This is a genomic window from Mycobacterium fragae, from assembly GCF_002102185.1.
Classification (GTDB): domain Bacteria; phylum Actinomycetota; class Actinomycetes; order Mycobacteriales; family Mycobacteriaceae; genus Mycobacterium; species Mycobacterium fragae.
Map to the genome: position 1 here is coordinate 203,938 of NZ_LQOW01000005.1, position 13,510 is coordinate 217,447.

17 protein-coding genes and 3 tRNA genes are annotated in these 13,510 nt (G+C 65.8%); 15 read left to right on the forward strand and 5 right to left on the reverse strand.

What is annotated here, in order from left to right:
• Nucleotides 1-62: 62 nt before the first annotated feature.
• The 6 genes from AWC06_RS03720 to AWC06_RS03745 all read left to right on the forward strand — a co-directional run bounded on the left by AWC06_RS03720 (nt 63) and on the right by AWC06_RS03745 (nt 2,231).
• Nucleotides 63-135 (forward strand) — tRNA-Gly (locus AWC06_RS03720).
• Nucleotides 136-161: 26 nt separating this feature from the next.
• Nucleotides 162-232: transfer RNA gene (locus AWC06_RS03725), tRNA-Cys, on the forward strand.
• Between the two features lie 16 nt (nt 233-248).
• Nucleotides 249-323 (forward strand) — tRNA-Val (locus AWC06_RS03730).
• Nucleotides 324-1,067: 744 nt separating this feature from the next.
• Nucleotides 1,068-1,373 (forward strand): hypothetical protein, encoded by a 306-nt coding sequence (locus AWC06_RS23215; protein ID WP_169715277.1) that lies wholly within the window; start codon nt 1,068-1,070, stop codon nt 1,371-1,373.
• A gap of 64 nt (nt 1,374-1,437) precedes the next feature.
• Nucleotides 1,438-1,719, forward strand: coding sequence for a DUF732 domain-containing protein (locus AWC06_RS03740; RefSeq protein ID WP_169715281.1), 282 nt, complete (start codon nt 1,438-1,440; stop codon nt 1,717-1,719).
• 185 nt (nt 1,720-1,904) lie between these two features.
• Nucleotides 1,905-2,231 carry an Rv1352/Rv1906c domain-containing protein gene (locus tag AWC06_RS03745; RefSeq protein WP_227371154.1) on the forward strand — a complete coding sequence of 109 codons (327 nt, stop codon included), beginning with the start codon at nt 1,905-1,907 and terminating at the stop codon, nt 2,229-2,231.
• Here the strand turns inward: AWC06_RS03745 and AWC06_RS03750 are convergent.
• Nucleotides 2,228-2,959 (reverse strand): sensor domain-containing protein, encoded by a 732-nt coding sequence (locus AWC06_RS03750; protein WP_169715282.1) that lies wholly within the window; start codon nt 2,957-2,959, stop codon nt 2,228-2,230. The genes AWC06_RS03745 and AWC06_RS03750 overlap by 4 nt on opposite strands.
• A 22-nt stretch (nt 2,960-2,981) precedes the next feature.
• Nucleotides 2,982-3,341 carry a DUF732 domain-containing protein gene (locus AWC06_RS03755; RefSeq protein WP_227371153.1) on the reverse strand — a complete coding sequence of 120 codons (360 nt, stop codon included), beginning with the start codon at nt 3,339-3,341 and terminating at the stop codon, nt 2,982-2,984.
• Between the two features lie 82 nt (nt 3,342-3,423).
• On the opposite strand from AWC06_RS03755, the gene AWC06_RS03760 reads away from it, so the two are divergent.
• The 5 genes from AWC06_RS03760 to AWC06_RS03780 all read left to right on the forward strand — a co-directional run bounded on the left by AWC06_RS03760 (nt 3,424) and on the right by AWC06_RS03780 (nt 6,945).
• Nucleotides 3,424-4,590 carry an NAD-dependent formate dehydrogenase gene (locus tag AWC06_RS03760; RefSeq protein ID WP_085194489.1) on the forward strand — a complete coding sequence of 389 codons (1,167 nt, stop codon included), beginning with the start codon at nt 3,424-3,426 and terminating at the stop codon, nt 4,588-4,590.
• Nucleotides 4,587-5,072 (forward strand): SRPBCC family protein, encoded by a 486-nt coding sequence (locus AWC06_RS03765; protein WP_085194491.1) that lies wholly within the window; start codon nt 4,587-4,589, stop codon nt 5,070-5,072. Before AWC06_RS03760 ends, AWC06_RS03765 begins: the two co-directional genes overlap by 4 nt.
• 54 nt (nt 5,073-5,126) lie before the next feature.
• Nucleotides 5,127-5,864, forward strand: coding sequence for a Clp protease N-terminal domain-containing protein (locus tag AWC06_RS03770; RefSeq protein WP_085194493.1), 738 nt, complete (start codon nt 5,127-5,129; stop codon nt 5,862-5,864).
• Nucleotides 5,865-5,929: 65 nt separating this feature from the next.
• Nucleotides 5,930-6,436: a hypothetical protein gene (locus tag AWC06_RS03775; protein WP_085194495.1), complete on the forward strand. Its 507-nt coding sequence runs from the start codon at nt 5,930-5,932 to the stop codon at nt 6,434-6,436.
• Nucleotides 6,424-6,945 carry a GNAT family N-acetyltransferase gene (locus AWC06_RS03780; RefSeq protein WP_085194497.1) on the forward strand — a complete coding sequence of 174 codons (522 nt, stop codon included), beginning with the start codon at nt 6,424-6,426 and terminating at the stop codon, nt 6,943-6,945. The genes AWC06_RS03775 and AWC06_RS03780 overlap by 13 nt, the downstream gene beginning before the upstream one ends.
• Here AWC06_RS03780 and zapE read toward each other — a convergent pair.
• Entirely contained in the window at nt 6,926-7,942 is a 1,017-nt protein-coding gene (gene zapE / locus AWC06_RS03785) for a cell division protein ZapE (protein WP_085194499.1), read from the reverse strand. The genes AWC06_RS03780 and zapE overlap by 20 nt on opposite strands.
• Between zapE and AWC06_RS03790 the strand changes: the two genes are divergently transcribed.
• From AWC06_RS03790 to msrB, 4 genes are read left to right on the forward strand one after another with little or no spacing between them, the layout of a single operon-like run.
• Nucleotides 7,941-8,726: a pyrimidine reductase family protein gene (locus AWC06_RS03790; protein WP_085194501.1), complete on the forward strand. Its 786-nt coding sequence runs from the start codon at nt 7,941-7,943 to the stop codon at nt 8,724-8,726. The genes zapE and AWC06_RS03790 overlap by 2 nt on opposite strands.
• A 16-nt stretch (nt 8,727-8,742) precedes the next feature.
• Complete coding sequence (locus AWC06_RS03795) at nt 8,743-10,311, forward strand: alpha/beta fold hydrolase (RefSeq protein WP_139819893.1); 1,569 nt, start codon at nt 8,743-8,745, stop codon at nt 10,309-10,311.
• A gap of 18 nt (nt 10,312-10,329) precedes the next feature.
• A complete protein-coding gene (aftC, locus tag AWC06_RS03800) occupies nt 10,330-11,607 on the forward strand; it encodes an arabinofuranan 3-O-arabinosyltransferase (RefSeq protein ID WP_085194505.1) in 1,278 nt (425 codons plus the stop codon).
• The gene (gene msrB / locus AWC06_RS03805; protein WP_085194507.1) at nt 11,604-12,017 is read left to right on the forward strand and encodes a peptide-methionine (R)-S-oxide reductase MsrB; all 414 of its coding nucleotides are present in this window, start codon (nt 11,604-11,606) and stop codon (nt 12,015-12,017) included. The genes aftC and msrB overlap by 4 nt, the downstream gene beginning before the upstream one ends.
• 52 nt (nt 12,018-12,069) lie before the next feature.
• Here the strand turns inward: msrB and AWC06_RS03810 are convergent, their stop codons facing one another.
• A complete protein-coding gene (locus tag AWC06_RS03810; protein ID WP_085194509.1) occupies nt 12,070-12,816 on the reverse strand; it encodes a class I SAM-dependent methyltransferase in 747 nt (248 codons plus the stop codon).
• On the reverse strand, nt 12,813-13,508 hold the full coding sequence (gene hemQ, locus AWC06_RS03815) for a hydrogen peroxide-dependent heme synthase (protein WP_085194511.1): 696 nt from the start codon (nt 13,506-13,508) through the stop codon (nt 12,813-12,815). The genes AWC06_RS03810 and hemQ overlap by 4 nt, the downstream gene beginning before the upstream one ends.
• Nucleotides 13,509-13,510: the final 2 nt, after the last annotated feature.

The window sequence follows — 13,510 nt, forward strand, 5'->3', positions numbered from 1 at the left end:
CGGGCCCGCTCAGGTGGACTATCGTCGTGCTTCGCACCGGGCGACGATCTCGTCCGTTGCGCGCGGATGTAGCGCAGTTGGTAGCGCATCACCTTGCCAAGGTGAGGGTCGCGGGTTCGAATCCCGTCATCCGCTCGGGTGCAAATGGCATCAAACCCCGCGGTGGAGTGGCCGAGTGGTGAGGCAACGGCCTGCAAAGCCGTGCACACGGGTTCGATTCCCGTCTCCACCTCAATTTCTTTGACCGGGCGCGGTTAGCTCAGCGGGAGAGCGCTTCCCTGACACGGAAGAGGTCGCTGGTTCAATCCCAGTACCGCGCACCAGCGTTGTGCACGCGTTACTTGGACTACGCAACGCGCCGCCTGCCCCAGACCTGCCCAATGGGACAGGAGCATCTGGAGTTGCGGATCGGCCGAGCCACGGCGGGCCAGCCGCGGCAGCAAACCTTCGACAGACACTTTGCTATTGCGCTGATGCCGCAATAGGAGAAGCCTTATATGCACCATGCAAGAAACGGCGGGACCGCCGTCCTACGAGGAACTTTTGGATCGCTTCAAGGCCGTCCTTAACCACGCGCTGCTTGAGGGCCATTTGTCGCCGGCATGCTTGACTTTTGATCTCGTCGTCGTGCAGGCAGTCGGTGATGTTGTGCGTGCTGTACGCGATGGCAGCCTTACTAACGAGCTGGTCAACGAGGCTTGCAGGGCATTCGCGAAGTACGCCGCAGATCAAGACGCCGCGCAGCGGCCAACCAGCTCCCGGCGCCACGGGTTGAGCAACACGATAAGCAGGCCGAGTAGGGCGGGTACCGCAATCGAGCAATCGCTATCGAGGGTTGACATGCGCCCTGCGACCCGACCGTAATGCGATATGGCCGGCGCACGGCGCAGGAATGCTGCGAACAGCGGCTCGCGCTGTTGCAATACCCCGGCGGTCGCCTGGCCGGCAGGGGCGTGGTCGGCCACAGCGAATACGCGCTGGTAAACAAATCGCCCGATATAGCTGCGGCTGGCGAATAATAGATTGTCCGCCACTAATCCAACCGCCCCGCAGGAAGGGTAAGGACGATGACTGACACCGCCTCCACCACCTCGACGAGCCCTCCCCCCACCCCGGGTTGGACTCGCTGGCTCTACCCAATACTCGCCATCACCGGCATCGCGGTCGGCATCTTCGTTATCGCCGCCGGCCTCTATCTCCTCTTCGCCCAGCCGAGCGGCTGTCACATGATGAAAGCCGACCCGCCGCCAACTCAGTCGAACGATTGTTGTGCGTCCATGATGAAAGACATGAAAATGCCGATGACAAACATGCCGAGCATGCCGCCACGGCCGGGCATGCCGTCGATGCCCATGCCAACCCCGAGCCGGTGACGTCGTTCATCCGTTAGGGTGACGGCAGCGAATGCACGCAGGCGTCACTTCACTAGGACGAATCGTGAAAATAGCGCTGGTAGCAGCGGTGGTGGCGGGGATCTGGTTAGCGCCGATCGCGCATGCCGATCCGCAAGATCAGCCGTTCTTGTCGTTCCTTGCGGAGCACAACGTAGGGGGCGACGCGAACACCGCGATCAGAGCGGCACACATCGCATGCGCCCAATTTACCGACGGCTTACCTACTTCCACGGTTGAGGCGATCGTGGCCCGACAGGTTCCCGCGGTCGGCGGGGACAGATACTGGATCATGGCCGGGGCGCGGCAGTTTTACTGCCCCAATTAGTGCGCGCCGCGGGGCGGATTCCAACGAAGGTTGGATCGAGCAGCGGAGTCACCCACATCTTTCAAGCGCGAAAAACAGCGTCAGGACAGCACTCCCGTGCTTACTCTCCTTCAATGCATCGGAAGAAGCTTGCCCTCGTGGGAGCCGCGATAGCGCTTGCGGGTTGCGGAGGGCCTAGCCGGCCAATGGCCACGGTGACATCCACACTCCAACCGGTTGTCACCAAGACAGTTACGGTGACCGTCCCCCCGCCGCCGACGCCCCTCCCCAAAAAGACGATGGAGACCGACGGCACCTATCGAATCGGCACCGACATCGAACCGGGCATTTATCGCTCGGGTGGTCGAAGCGCTCAGGGGGAATCCGATTGCTATTGGGCGAGGCTGAACAGCCTCAATCCAACCGACATCATCAATAACAACATCGGCAATGAGCCTCAGACCGTCGCGCTGAAGCCCGGCGACGTCGCGTTCTTGACGCACAGCTGCCAACCCTGGGTGAAGAGCGATTAGCGCGGCTTGCGCGGGCTCGCACTACGAACTTTGGCAGCAATCTGCTGGGCGATGTTGACGCCGAAATTGCCCCCTTCGGTGTACGCGCACGCGTTGATGTCGATCGCAACGTTGTTGGCGGCGGTCAACGCGCGCTGACAAGCCCATCCCGGGACTGCCTCGTCTTTCTTGATCACGCTCAGCATCCCGTTGGAGTTCTCGACCGGCCCGACACTCCACCAGATGTCGTTCTGGGGCGCGACGTTGTGCGCGAGGTATCTGCGGTTGGAGCAGGCGAGCCAGCGCTGCGCCGAGGTTGCGACGAATGCGGCGGCTTTGTCCGCGGATGGGAATGACACGACGTTCTGGTAGAGGTAGTGATCGTGTGAATCGCCGGGTTCTTGAAGTTGTTGACCGCGATAAGCAGTCCAACCACTACCGGCATAGACCGGAGCATTCGCCGCCTGGGACATCACTTGGCACTCGGCGTCCTCCACGTAGCGCGAATCGTCATTCATTTGCGTGGCCGTTGCCCCTTTGACCGCCATGCCTTTGGCGCCCATCGTGGCGTCGATCTGGTCGGGAGTGAGCAGCAGGCCGTCTAGGGCGGCCACCGCGACTGTCGGCGGGGGCGGCGGGGGCGTCGGTGATTCGCTGCTGCGCGCGGAGTTCGCGTTGTTGTAATGACAGCTCGGCGTCAGAACGCAGGTGGCAACCACCAGCGCAGCTGCAATCCGACGCAACCTCATAGCGAACCTCCCCGTGCCCAGGCTATGTGGAGTCGCCGTCACCGCCATTGCCGCCGACGACATTCAGATGTTGAGGGCAGTATGCACTCGCCGCGATCGCGGTGAACTTGGCGGCGCCGGAAATCGTGAACCCGGGGTTCTTTTCCGTCACATGTTTGATGACGTCGAGTTCCGGCTGACCCTTGTCCATCAGGTTGCATGCCGTGTGGGCCGCGGCGACGGCGTCGGCCCCGTTGTGATAGGTGATGCCCGCCTTGTCGAGCGCGCCCAGAAAGCTCGCGTCGAGCCCCGGGTCGGCCTGCGCCGGCACCGCCGAGCCGAGCATGGCGGCCAGGCTCGTCAGCGCTACCAGCGCAAACCTCATCGCATCATCATCGGTCATATCGGCGACGTTGTCTTGTCGACCGCGGTTCACCCGCGGGATAGTCTTCCCCCGGCGGAGAACCCGAAGAACGGAGGACGTCATGGCCAAAGTCGTGCTGGTGTTGTATCCGGACCCGGTGTCGGGCTATCCGCCGGTGTATGCCCGGGATAGCGTTCCGGTGCTACACGGCTATCCGGGCGGCCAGACGCTGCCCAGCCCGTCGTCGATCGATTTCACCCCCGGCGAGCTGGTCGGCTGCGTGTCCGGTGCACTCGGGCTGCGGAAATTCCTGGAAGACGGCGGGCATCAGCTGGTGGTGACATCGGACAAGGACGGCCCGGACTCGGAATTCGAGCGCGAGCTGCCCGACGCCGATATCGTTATCTCCCAACCGTTTTGGCCCGCATACCTGACCGCGGAGCGGATCGCCAAGGCGCCCAAGCTCAAGCTGGCGATCACCGCCGGCATCGGCTCGGACCACGTCGATCTCGACGCGGCGATCGCCCGCGGCATCACCGTCGCCGAGGAGACCTACAGCAACAGCATCAGCGTCGCCGAGCACGCGGTGATGCAGATCCTCGCGTTGGTGCGCAATTTCGTGCCATCGCACCAGTGGGCGACCAATGGCGGCTGGAACATCGCCGACTGCGTCGAGCGCGCCTACGACCTGGAGGGCTTCGACGTCGGGGTAATGGCGGCAGGCCGGATCGGGCAGGCCGTGCTGCGCCGGCTGGTGCCGTTCGACGTCAACCTGCATTACACCGACACCCGCCGGCTGCCGAGCGAGGTCGAGCAGGAACTCAACGTCACCTTCCATCCCGACGTGGCCTCGCTGGTGCGCGCGGTCGACGTGGTGTCCATTCACGCCCCGCTGCACCCGCAGACCTATCACCTGTTCGACGAAAAGTTGCTGGCATCGATGCGGCGCGGCTCCTACATCGTCAACACCGCCCGCGCCGAAATCTGTGTGCGGGACGCGATTGTCGCGGCGCTGGAGAGTGGCCAACTGGCCGGCTATGCCGGTGACGTGTGGTATCCGCAGCCGCCGCCGGCCGACCATCCGTGGCGGACGATGCCGAATAATGCGATGACGCCGCATATTTCGGGCAGCACGCTCTCTGCGCAGGCCCGCTATGCCGCGGGGACCCGGGAAATCCTCGAGGACTGGTTCGCCGGTCGGCCGATTCGCGAGGAGTACCTGATCGTCGACGGCGGCAAGCTCGCCGGCACCGGGGCGGCGTCCTACACCACGGGCAGCGATTCATGACCGAGCGCATCGACGTCTCGCGCCGCATCGCCGCTCCGGCCGCCGATATCTTCGCAGTGCTCTGCGATCCGCACGGCCACGTCGCCATCGACTCGTCGGGGATGTTGCAGGACGCCGAGGGCCAGCCCGTGGCCGGCGTCGGCGACAGCTTCGTCGTCCACATGGACCGTGAGGCGCTCAACGACTTCCCCGAAATGGGCAAGTACGACGTCACGGTCAGCATCCGCGAGTTCGAGCAGGACCGGCTGATCTCCTGGACCATCCTGGGCAAGATCCGACCGCAGGTCGGACACGTCTACGGCTACCGCCTCGAGCCCGAGGAGGACGGCGAGAGCACGCTCGTCACGTCGTTCTACGACTGGTCCCAAATCGACGAGAAGTGGCGCGACGCCGGAATCTTCCCGGTCATTTCCGAGCTCGCGCTGCGTGCCACGCTCGGCATCCTGGATCGCACGGTTCGGCGCGGCTATCCGAAGGGCTGAGCTGACGTCAACTCAAGGTTGACGAATACCAATCGTCAACCTAATGTTGACGGCATGACGGAATCTGCTTCTGGACCGACCCCGGTCACCCATCCCGTCAGGCTCGACGAGCTGATCACTGCCATCAAGCGGGTGCACGCCGACGTCCTGGACCAGCTCAGCGACGCTGTCCTGGCGGCAGAACACCTGGGCGAGGTCGCCGACCACCTGATCGGGCACTTCGTCGATCAAGCGCGCCGGTCGGGGGCGTCCTGGACCGACATCGGCAAGAGCATGGGCGTCACCAAACAGGCGGCGCAGAAGCGATTCGTGCCCCGAGCGGAGGCCGCCTCGATCGACCCCAACCAAGGCTTCGAGCGCTTCACCCCCCGCGCCCGCAACGCCGTCGTCGCGGCCCAAAACGCCGCCCACGAAGCCGGCAACGCCGAAATCACCCCCGATCACCTGATCCTGGGTGTGCTCGCCGATCCCGACGCACTTGCCACCAAGCTGCTACGAGCGCAGCACGTCGACCCCGAATCTGTGCGTGCCGCGATCGCACTGCCCCCCGCCGAAGACGAGCCGCCGCAGCTGATCCCGTTCAGCGGCCCGGCCCGCAAGGCACTCGAGCTGACTTTCCGTGAGGCACTTCGCCTGGGCCACAACTACATCGGCACCGAGCATCTACTGCTCGCCTTACTCGAACTGGAAGACGGTGACGGCCCGCTGCATCGGGTCGGCGTCGACAAGGACCGGGCCGAGGCCGATCTGGTCGCGGTGCTGGAATCTCTTGTGGCCGGCACGAGCGACTAGGGCGATCAACCCGGCGACGCCGCCGGCGGGATGTGCCATCATTCGATGGTCGCCGAGGAGGAAACATGCACCGTTGCCTGGTTGTCCTGATCGCCGTCTTTGCGGCCACGCTTGTTGCGGCGCCACGCGCATCAGCCGGCGACGCACCGATCGGCCACCTCGGCGACACGCTGCGCGTCGATACCGGCAAGATCGTCGCCGACGTCACCGTCAGCAGCGTCCAGCCGGTCGACCCGCCACCGGGATTCGGCTACAACCGCGTCGGCGTCCCGGTCAAGAGCTTCCCTGACAGCGCGGTGGTGCGCGCCGACGTGGCGATCCACGCGGTCCGCGTGCCGACCCCCTATCAGATGGCCACCGATTTCGCGTTTGACGGGGTCACCCCGTTCGCCGACGCCTACAAGCCCCGCCCGTCCGACGCACCCGACGCGCTGGACGCCGCGCTGGCGAATGCACCGGCGGGCTCGGTGGTCCGCGGCGGCGTGTATTGGGAGGCGTACCGTGACCCGGTCTCCAATGTCGTGCTGCTGGACAGGAAGACGGGCGTGCACCTCGCGCAGTGGAACCTTTGAGGACAAGCGGCCTCGCCGTCCGCGTCGCCACCACGGATTCGATCGACATCGACGAGCTTGCCGCCGTCGCCGCACGCACGTTTCGGCTGGCGTGTCCGCCCTCGGTGACGCCCGAGAACATCGCGTCGTTCGTCGACGCCAATCTGTCCGTCGCGCGCTTCGGCGAGTACCTGGCGGATCCGCAGCGCCTGATCCTCACCGCCAGCCAGGATGATCGGATTGCCGGCTACGCGATGCTCGTTCGCGACAGCGCTGGCCCGGGCGTTGAGTTGTCCAAGATGTACGTGCTGCCGGAGCATCACGGAACCGGAGTGTCGACGGCGTTGATGAATGCCACACTGCAAGCCGCCGCTGAACTTGGGGACAGCCGGGTGTGGCTTGGGGTCAACCAGGAAAACCAACGGGCGCAACGCTTTTACCTCAAGCATGGCTTTACGGTCACCGGAACCAGGACATTCCGCGTGGGTGCCGGTGTCGAGCACGACTACCTCATGGCGCGCGAACTGTAGCGCTCAATGCCAGCAGCCGCGAGGTAGCCCGTAGGTACTTCTTGCGGAATCCTCCGGCCAGCATCTCCTCGCTGAAGATGCGGTCCAGCTTCTCCCCGGACGCCAGCACCGGGATGCCGGCGTCATAGAGGCGGTCGGTCAGCGCCACCAGCCGCAGCGCCACGTTCTGGTCGTCTATGGTGTGCGCGCCGGTGAGAAACACCGCCGTCACGCCTTCGATCAGCGTGAGATAGCGCGACGGGTGCATGCTGGCCAGGTGCGCGCACAGGGCGTCGAAGTCGTCCAGGGTCGCGCCGTCGACCGCCGCGACCCGCGCGGCGACCTGCTCGTCGGACGGCGGCTCGGGCGCCGGCGGCAGGTCGCGGTGCCGGTAGTCGGGTCCCTCGATCCGCACGACGGTGAAAATCGCTGCCAGCGTGTTGATTTCACGCAGAAAGTCCTGCGCGGCGAAGCGGCCCTCCCCCAGCTGCTCGGGCAACGTGTTGGACGTCGCCGCCACCGACACGCCACGCTCGACGAGTTCGGTGAGCAGGCGCGAGATCAGCGTGGTGTTGCCCGGGTCGTCCAGCTCGAACTCGTCGATGCACAACAGCGTGTAATCGCCCAGCAGGTCGACGCATTCGGCGAAACCGAACACCCCCGCGAGCTGGGTCAGCTCCATGAACGTCGCGAACGCCTTGATGCCATCCAATTGGTGGTAGGCCGCGGCCAGCAGATGGGTTTTACCGACTCCGAAACCGCCGTCGAGGTACAGCCCGGCCCCGGGCAATACTTCCCGTCTGCCGAAAAGCCTCCTGCGGCCCGCCCGGCGTTCGACGGCTTGCCGACAGAACTGTTGGCACGCCTCGACGGCCGCGGCCTGAGTCGGCTCCGCCGGGTCCGGGTGATAGCTCGCAAAGCTCACCTCGGCGAAGGTCGGCGGGGGTGTCAGCTGGGCGATGAGCCGCTCAGGTGACACGGTCGGCCGCCGATCGACTAGATGACCGACCCGGTCCATGCGGGCACCCTACCGACGTGTTGCAATCGAGCTCATGCTGAGACTGCTCGGGTCGATCCGCGAACTCGACGGCAGCGAACTGCCCGAGCTGTACGGCTACCCGGCCGAGCACAACGGCATCTGGCTGCGGGCGAACTTCATCGCCAGCCTCGACGGTGGTGCCACGGTCGGCGGCACCACCGGCCGTTTGGGTGGCCCGGGCGATCGGGCGCTGTTCAACCTACTGCGCGAACTCGCCGACGTGATTCTGGTCGGGGCGGGCACGGTGCGGGTCGAGGGTTATTCCGGCGCACGCCCCACCGTCGCGCAGCGCCAGCACCGGCAGGCGCGCGGGCAAAGCGAAGTCCCACAGATCGCGATCGTCACCAAGTCCGGCCGCCTGGACCGGGATATGCCAGTGTTCACCCGCACCGAAGTACCCCCGCTGGTGCTGACCTGTACGGAGGCCGCCGAGGAGACACAGCGTCGGCTTGCCGGACTCGCCGACGTGGTCGACTGCTCGGGCGACGACCCGGCGCGGGTCGACGAGCCCGCGATGCTGGCCGCACTGGCCGATCGCGGCCTGTACCGGGTACTGACCGAGGGCGGCCCCATGTTGTTCAGCTCGTTCGTCGAACGCAACCTGCTCGACGAACTGTGCCTGACGATCGCGCCCAGCCTGGTGGGCGGTCAGGCCCGCCGAATCGCCACCGGACCGGGCCAGGTGCTCACTGGGATGCGCTGCGCGCACATCCTGACCGACGAAGCCGGGTACCTGTACACCCGCTACGTCAAGGGCGAGTAGGACGGGAATCGCTACTGTGGTCGGCATGAGCCGGCGCCGTCCGATCGCCACGTCGCTGATCGTGGTGAGCGTGTTGGTGGCCGGCTGCGCGCCCGGGTTGGCCGCCAACCCGCGCTTCGCGACGAACTCCGGCGCCCGGCCGCAGGGCCAGCCCGGGACGACGTCGGCGCCCAAGGGCCCGCCGCCGATCGCCGCGCCTAAAAACGACTTGTCGTGGCGCGACTGCACCTCGCGGGAATTCGGGGATGCCGCCGTGCCCGCGGCGCCGGGAGTCAAGCTGGATTGTGCGAGTTATGACGCCGACCTCGACCCGGTCAACGGCGCTGCCGGCACGCTGAGCATCGGTGTGGTGCGCGCGCGTTCGCCGCAGACGCCGCCCGACGCCGGCCCGCTGGTCTTCACCACCGGCTGGGATGTGCCGTCGTCGCTGCAGCTGCCGGTGTGGCTGTCCCGTGCCGGCGCCGACGTGCTGCGCAGCCATCCCATCGTCGCGGTCGACCGCCGCGGCATGGGCGCGTCGAGCCCGGTCGACTGCCTGGACCAGTTCGACCGCCAGGGAATACGCGACCAGGCCCAGTTCCAGGCCGGCGACGACCCGGTCGCCAACCTCGCCGACATCATGCAGAGCGCCACCACCAGCTGCACCGACACCATCGCGCCCGGCGACTCCGCCTACGACAACGCGCACGCCGCCGCCGATATCGAGCGGCTGCGCAGCACCTGGGACGTGCCCGCGCTGGCCTTGATCGGGATCGGCAATGGCGCCCAGGTGGCGTTGTCCTACGCCGGCTCGCATCCCGACAAGGTGGCGAGGCTGGTCCTCGACTCGCCGATCGGATACGGCGTGGGCGCCGAAGCTGCTGCGGAACAACGCGTTAAAGGCCAGCAGGCGGCGCTGGACGCGTTCGCCGCACAATGTGCGGCGGTCAACTGCCCGCTGGCCCCGGACGCCAAAGCCGCCGTCACCTCGCTGCTGGCCGATGCCCGCGCCAGCCACGGGCCCGGCGGCGCGTCGGTGGCCTCGGTCGCCAACGCCATCTCGACTGCGCTGGGTTTCCCCACCGGCGACCGCGTCGGCAGCACCACGGACCTGGCCAACGCCTTGGCCAGCGCACGCTCGGGTGACACCAACCTGCTGACCAGCCTGATCACCCGGGCGGAAAATACCCGGGAGACCGACGGCCAGTTCGTCAACTCCTGCAGCGACGCACTCAACCGCCCCACCCCCGACCGGGTGCGGGAATTGGTCGTCGCCTGGGGCAAGCTCTATCCCCAGTTCGGCACCGTCGGCGCGCTCAGCCTGGTCAAATGCGTGGCGTGGCCGAGCGCCTCGCCGCCGCAGCCACCCAAGGTTCTCAAGACCAACGCGCTGCTGCTGGGCGCGCAAAAGGACCCGATCGTCGGCATGGACGGCGTCGCCGCCACCGCCGCCACGATCATCAACGCCACCGCGGCCAGCAAGCGGGTGATGTGGCAGGGCATCGGGCACGGCGCCAGCATCTACTCCTCGTGCGCGGTGCCACCACTGATCGGCTACCTGAACAGCGGGAAGCTGCCGGACACCGACATATACTGTCCCGCTTGATCGATCGGGCGAGCGTCCGTGTACGGTGCGCTCGTGACGGCAGTCGACTCCCTGTTTCGCCCCCGCACCTCATCGCCTAGCACCGCCACCGTGCTGCGATCGGCGCTGTGGCCGGTGGCCATCCTGGCGGTGATCCACCGCAGTGTCGTGGTAACCACCAACGGCAATATCACCGACGACTTCAAGCCGGTCTACCGCGCGGTGCTGAACTTCCGGCATGGGTGGGCCATCTACAACGAGCATTTCGACTACGTCGACCCGCACTACCTGTACCCGCCAGGCGGAACGCTGATCATGGCGCCGTTCGGCTATCTGTCGTTCGCGGAGTCGCGGTATCTGTTCATCGCCTGCAATACCGTGGCCATCATCATCGCCGCGTACCTGCTGTTGCGGATGTTCAACTTCACGTTGACCTCGGTCGCGGCGCCCGCGCTGCTGCTGGCCATGTTTTGCACCGAATCGGTAACCAACACACTGGTTTTCACCAACATCAACGGCTGCATCCTGTTGCTGGAGGTGCTGTTCTTCCGGTGGCTGCTCGACGGCGAAACCCGACATCAATGGTGGGCCGGCGGTGTGATCGGCCTGGCGCTGGTGGTCAAACCGGTGCTGGCACCGTTGCTGTTGCTGCCGCTGCTGAACCGCCAGTGGCGCGCGGTGCTGGCCGCGATCATCGTGCCGGCGGTGTTCAACCTGGCCGCGGTGCCGTTGGTCGCCGACCCGATGGACTTCTTCACCCGCACGCTGCCCTACATCATGGGCACACGCGACTACTTCAACAGCTCGATCCTGGGCAACGGCGTGTACTTCGGTCTGCCGACCTGGCTGATCCTGTTGCTGCGGATCCTGTTCACACTCATCGCGATCGGCAGCCTATGGCTGCTGTACCGCTACTACCGCACCCGCGACCCGCGGTTTTGGCTGCTGACCTCTTCCGGTGTGCTGCTGCTGTGGTCGTGGCTGGTGCTGTCATTGGCGCAGGGCTACTACTCGATGATGCTGTTCCCGTTCCTGATGACGGTCGTGCTGCCCAACTCGGTGATCCGCAACTGGCCGGCGTGGCTGGGCATCTACGGCTTCATGACGATGGACCGCTGGCTGCTGTTCAACTGGATGTATGTCGGGCGTCCGCTGGAATACCTGAAGATCACCTACGGCTGGTCGCTGCTGCTGATCGTGACCTTCAGCGTGCTGTACTTCCGCTATCTGGATGCCAAGGCCGAAAACCGGCTGGACAACGGGATCGATCCGGCGTGGCTGGCGGCCGAACGGCCGCGCGCTACCGTGGATGCATGACCTCTTCTTCGCAGCCCAAGGTGCAACTGAGCGACGATGAATGGCGTGCCAAGCTCACGCCCGAGGAGTTCGCGGTGCTGCGACGGGCCGGCACCGAGCGGCCTTTCTCGGGTGAATACACCGATACCAAGACCGAAGGTGTCTACCAGTGCCGGGCCTGCGGCGCGGAGCTGTTTCGCAGCACCGAGAAGTTCGAATCCCATTGCGGCTGGCCGTCGTTCTTCGACCCGGCGGACTCCGATGCGGTGATCCTGCGGCCCGACGACTCGATGGGGATGCGCCGCACCGAGGTGCTGTGCGCCAACTGCCACAGCCACCTGGGCCACGTCTTCGAGGGCGAGGGATATCCCACGCCGACCGATCAGCGCTACTGCATCAACTCGATCTGCTTGCGGCTGGTGCCTGCCTGATCTGCCCCGTCGAGTGGCCAGTTATTGCACGTGTTTTAGCCGTTCGCGTGTATTAACTGGCCACTCGGCGGGCATGTACTTCCCAGAACGGGGCGTGTGCGCGGCCGTCCTCCAGCCACGGCTCCATGATCCGGAAACGTTCGGCCAGCGGCTTGATCTGTTCGGCCGCATCGGGATTGCGGGCAAGCATCAAGTCGAAGGTTTCCGAGCTCATGTTTATCTGGTAGGTCGTCGGCCCTAAGTACGTGATTTCCCAGCCCGCACGGGGCAGCGCCTGCCGAAAGTCGTCCTCGGACAATGATCGCGGCATCCGGAAGCCGTTGACGTTGTGGGCGCCGAACTCGAACATGTACAGTCGCGCCCCCGGCTTGGTGGCGCGATGCAAAGCCCGGGCATAGGAGTTCTGGAGCTCCTTGTCGTCACTGAAGGTGTGGTAGAACGCGCAGTCGACGACGGTGTCGAAGCGGTTCTCCAGCCCCTCCAGCTTGGTCGCATCGGCCAGCTGGAAGTTGACCGACACCCCGGCCCGTCGCGCGTTCTCGCGCGCACGTTCCAGGCCGGTGGGCGATGCGTCGATGCCGGTGGCCGTGTAACCCTTTGAGGCGTAGTAGATGGCGTGGTGGCCGGGGCCGGTGCCCGGGTCGAGAACCTCGCCTTTGACCGCGCCGAGCGCCACCAGCTGCTGGACGACGGGCTGCGGGCCGCCGATGTCCCACGGTGTTGCGGTCGGCAGACCGTGTGAGGTCCGCTCGTCGCGGTACATCTCTTCGAAACGACTGGGATCCGTTGAAGCCGTCATGGCAGCGAGGCGACCAGCTGCTCGACGGGCACCCGCGGGCCGGTGAAAAACGGTGTCTCCGCACGGGTGTGGCGTCGGGCGTCGGTGGCCCGCAGCTCACGCATCAGGTCGACGATGCGGTGCAGCTCGGGGGATTCGAACGCCAGGATCCATTCGTAGTCGCCGAGCGCGAACGCCGGCACGGTGTTCGCCCGGACGTCCTTGTACTCGCGGGCGGCCATGCCGTGTTCGGCGAGCATGCGGCGACGTTCCTCGTCGGGCAGCAGATACCACTCGTAGGACCGCACGAACGGATACACGCAGATGTAGTTGCCGGGCTCTTCGCCGGCCAAAAACACCGGGATGTGGCTCTTGTTGAACTCCGCCGGCCGGTGCAGGGCCACGCTGCTCCATACCGGTGTGCACGCCCGTCCCAGCGTGGTGGTGCGACGGAAGTCGGCATAGGTCGCCTGCAGGGCCTCGACCCGTTCGGCGTGCGTCCAGATCATGAAATCGGCGTCGGCCCGCAGACCGGAGACGTCGTAGAGACCCCGCACCACCACCCCGCCGTCTTCCTGCTTCTTGAGGAAGGTGGCGGTCTCGTCGACGACCCCGTCCCGCTGCTCACCGAGCACACCCGGCCGTACCGAAAACACCGAAAACATCAGGTAGCGAAGGGTGGCGTTGAGGGCGTCGTAGTCCAGGCGGGCCATGG